Source organism: Phycisphaerae bacterium (assembly GCA_035384605.1).
Classification (GTDB): Bacteria; Planctomycetota; Phycisphaerae; order UBA1845; family PWPN01; genus JAUCQB01.
In genome coordinates this window covers 1-4,120 of the sequence record DAOOIV010000214.1, presented here as the reverse complement: position 1 = coordinate 4,120, position 4,120 = coordinate 1, and the positions used below count along the sequence as shown (strand labels likewise).

Sequence of the window (4,120 nt, the reverse complement as noted above, 5' to 3'; positions counted from 1 at the left end):
GTACCACGACCCAGGGGTTCTGCTGCCCGAGGGCGCTGGTTCCCAACTCGTGAACGTCGTAGAAGATGACCTGCCGCTCGTAGGGATTGCAGTGGTAGCCGTGGGTCTCGCTGCACGGGTCGTTGCAGTCAACCGGCGGCTCGTCGTAGCAGTTGTTGCCCAGCCCCTTGTAACCAAGGAGCATGACCGCCCGTCGAGTGCCGTTGTCGACAAACGCCGCGCCGGTCCAGTCGTCGCACATTGTGAAATCGGGATAGTCGCACTGGGCGGGGTTGCCCACGTTCGGTCCTCCGCAACACGGAAACGCCAGGCAGTCATCCGAAAACGCCACGCGGTAATAGAGAACCGGCAAGGCATCAAGGTTACCCGTCGGGTTATCGCTGTCCCAGGGCCGGAAGGCAAACAGCGTCGGGCCCTGGGAACCGCCATCGGTGGTGACCGGCTCGAACCCGGTTCGCGGGGTACCGCGCGATCGGCCGGTGACCAGGGTGCGGCCGCCAAGATATCGATCCGCATACCAGCCGGGCACCGTGAACAGGTAGGCCCCCATTTTGCGGCCATGGTACGGTGCCGCATCCGGACCAACGTGGAACAGGCCACGGGCCTGTGTTCCGTCGAGGTTGGCGAACCAGACGGTAGGAAATGTGTTTTCGCCGACTCCGCCTTCGGCGTACCAGAAGTTGAGCGAGCCATACAGTTTGTCACTGCTTTGCGTGCCTTGCCGCGGCACATACTCGATGTCACTGACGAAGGTCCATTCGCGATTGAGGGTCGAGACCAACCCGCCGTCGAAGCTTCGCATGTCGTTGCGGAGGGCGGCCACGGGCAAGTCTTCCCAGTTGGATAGGACGGCAGGTGTTGGGATCGTCACCTCGCCGAAATATGCCCGGCAATTCCACTCCTCACTCCAGCAGGCCTCGCCCGGATGCGCTGAGTCGTATGGCGACTGAAACCCGGTCACGAGCAGCGAGCCGGCCCCGCCGCCGTCGGGGTAATAGCAAAGCCCCAAAGCTCCCCAGTTGAATTCGTCGGGGAGCCGGAACGCGCCAAGGTAGTTAAAATCGGCGGCTTGCAGCCGCTCCGCCGGTACGCCACCGATGGCGGGCCCGTCATCAGATCCGCCGCCGTTTGTGTTATCTCCTCCATTCGAGGGCCCGCCGTTGTCAGCCGGCCGGGTGTTGCACGCCTGGCCGGACAACATCGCCAAGGCCAGGAGACACAGCAGATATCTTCGCATGTTGTTGTCCTCCAAGGAGTAGAAATGCTCGGGCTCCCTGTGGCGTGGCGGTCACGGCAACCAGGTACACCTTGGGCCTCCGATGAGAGCATTTTGCCACAAAACGTTACCTCGGCACAGAGCCAGGCGAATCACATTGTAAAGAACTGCATTTTCCGGACGGTCGAAAGGCAGTGTACTCTGATCCGGTTCGCGTTGTCAAGCTTATACCGCCGCAGTCTCCCGCCCATCTGAGACGGGCGCAGGAACAAACCGCTGAAGCGATTCGGCTGCACTTCGAAAGGAAGTCCAGTGTGAGCGTCGTGCGCGTTTACCAGTGCGGTATGGGCATTGCTGCGTGATTGTCTTGACCATTCTGGTGTGAAGATACCGGCCGCCCCGTTGCAGGCTTTGAGAGAGCCGAGATGTATTACCGAAACAGCCCCTGCGAGCTTCCGGCCCGTCGTATGGCGAAGGGCCTGCAAGCCATTGCGAGCTCAGCAAGAAGCCCGGCTTTGCCAAACGATATCTGAAAACCATACAGCCGCTCTCGATTGAAGGGCGGGGCCAAGGCGAAATAGTCGAGCGCAAGGAGGCATAAGCCCAGCCGGTGTCGGCCGACCACGTTTGCCGGAGTTCGCCCGTCGGTCGGATTGGTATGTTCACTGGGCGAGCACTCCGCCGAGGCAGTGATACTCTGGCGCCACGCGAATCAGGTAGCAGACTTCAGGGAAAACCCGAGTTGGCGCAAACAGGCGGACCGATACAATGGCAATCTGGCGCTGGTTATGCTGTCGAACGAAAGGGCGCCGGACGCCCGACACAATCAGGAGACGCAGAGGCGTCGAAAGGATCGGTAGGTGAATGGACGTACGCTACATCAACCCGTTCATTCTGGCAGTCCAGAACGTATTCAAGACGATGCTTAATGTGGAAGTACTTGTCAGCAAGCCGCTCATCAAAACGAAGGAGAGTCCGACTTCCGACGTATCGGCGATCATCGGCTTATCCGGGCCGGTGAGCGGCAGCGTGACCCTGTGCTTCTCAAAGCAGGTTGCCGTTCGGGTGGCCAGTACGCTGGCCGGCACGGAGCTTTCGGTTTATGAGCCGGCGGATCTCACCGACGCCCTTGGCGAATTGACTAACATGGTGGCCGGCCAAGCCAAAATACAGCTCCCGCAGTCGAATATCACGATCTCGCTGCCTCGCGTTATTCTCGGCGACCAGCACCGCCTGCTCGAATCCCGCACCTCGCCGGTCCTGCTCCTGCCTTGTGATTCGTCGATCGGTCGCTTCTCGGTCGAAGTAACCTTACTGACAAAGAGGTTCTGCCCGTTCACGGTCGAGGTCGATTTGGGAGTAAAACGCAGACAGCAATCGGTTTGAGGAGCCTCTCGGGGCAGTCAGTAGCTCGAGGTTCTGCCGAATACGCAGTCGGGCCGGGGTTTGCCCGAAACCAGCGCGCCCACGCAGGGAGATTGTCCCGGCCGTCTATTCGGGCAGCACACATACTTCGGAGACGACACAATGAACGCGATGCGGGGGCATCTGACGAATCTGGTACGAGCGGGCATCATCGGGACGGCCATCGTGACAATGGTTTCGCTGTCAGGCTGTGCACCCGGACGGGCACGGCAGTGCGACATAATGGTTTACGGTGCGTCGGCAGGCGGGACCATAGCGGCGATCGCGGCGGCCAACGAGGGAGCATCGGTCATCCTGGTGGAGCCGGGCCGGTATGTCGGAGGCATGGTCTCCGGCGGCCTGGGGGCTACGGATTTCGGCAACAAGAGCGTCATTGGGGGGATGTCGCGGGAGTTCTTCGTTCGCGTCGGGCGGCACTATGGCGAGCCCCCGGCCTGGTATTTCGAGCCGCACGTGGCCGACAGGGTATTCCACGACTGGCTCAAGGAGGCTCGCGTCCCGGTGGTGTTCGGCCAACAGGTGGAGCAGGTGGAGAAGAAAGGTCCGCGCATCCGGGAGATTCGCATGGCCGACGGGGCGGTGTACCGCGCCCGTGTGTTCCTGGACTGCACGTACGAGGGCGACCTGATGGCGCGGGCGGGCGTGTCTTACACGGTCGGCCGCGAGGGGATGGACCAGTATGGTGAATCGCTGGCCGGGCGGCGCGAGAAGTGCGAATACCACCAGTTCAATACGCCCGTGTCACCTTACGACGAGAACGGCAAGCTGCTGCCCTGCGTTTACGGCGGCGATCCGGGCGAGATCGGCCAGGCGGATCACAAGGTGCAGGCCTACAATTTCCGGATCTGCCTGTCGAACAAGAGAGAAAACCAAGTGCCCTTCCCAAAGCCGGCAAACTATGATCCTTATCGCTATGAACTGCTGAAGAGGTACCTTCAGGCCGCGCCGGACCTGACGCTGGACAAGCTCATCCACATCAAGATGATGCCCAACGGCAAGACCGACGTAAACAACAACGGGGCATTCTCAACCGACCACATCGGAGGGAGCTGGGACTACCCCGATGCCGACTACAAGCGACGACAGGAAATCTGGGACGACCACGTGAGCTACGTGCAGGGGTTTTTCTACTTCCTGGCGAACGACCCGAGCGTTCCGAAGCACATCCAGGATGAACTGAACAAGTGGGGGCTGGCCAAGGACGAGTTTCTGGATACCGGCCACTGGCCGAGACAGCTCTACATTCGCGAGGCCCGGCGCATGGTCGGCGAATACGTTATGAAGCAAGCCGACCTGCAGACAGACCGCACCAAGCCGGACTCGATCGGCATGGGTTCGTACAATTCCGACTCGCATCACGTCCAGCGCATACCCACTCCGGACGGGGCGGTGATCAACGAGGGGGACATGCAAGTGCCGGTCCAACCGTATGAAATCTCGTATCGGGCGCTGCTGCCCAAACAGGGGGAGTGCGACAAC

General features: G+C 60.9%; 3 protein-coding genes. 2 read left to right on the top strand and 1 reads right to left on the bottom strand.

Annotated features, from left to right (window positions below; all coding sequences use genetic code 11):
- Positions 1-1,237 (bottom strand): hypothetical protein (locus PLL20_21910; protein ID HPD32655.1); only part of this gene is annotated, 1,237 nt, incomplete at its 3' end.
- 843 nt (positions 1,238-2,080) lie between these two features.
- Here PLL20_21910 and PLL20_21905 point away from each other — a divergent pair.
- Positions 2,081-2,602 carry a chemotaxis protein CheX gene (locus tag PLL20_21905; protein ID HPD32654.1) on the top strand — a complete coding sequence of 174 codons (522 nt, stop codon included), beginning with the start codon at positions 2,081-2,083 and terminating at the stop codon, positions 2,600-2,602.
- A 141-nt stretch (positions 2,603-2,743) separates the two neighbouring features.
- A partial coding sequence (locus PLL20_21900) for an FAD-dependent oxidoreductase (protein ID HPD32653.1) occupies positions 2,744-4,120 on the top strand: 1,377 nt, incomplete at its 3' end.

What these genes read in the sequence shown, in the direction of transcription:
- PLL20_21905 (HPD32654.1), top strand. Translation starts at nt 2,081, where the DNA reads ATGGACGTACGCTACATCAACCCGTTCATTCTGGCAGTCCAGAACGTA.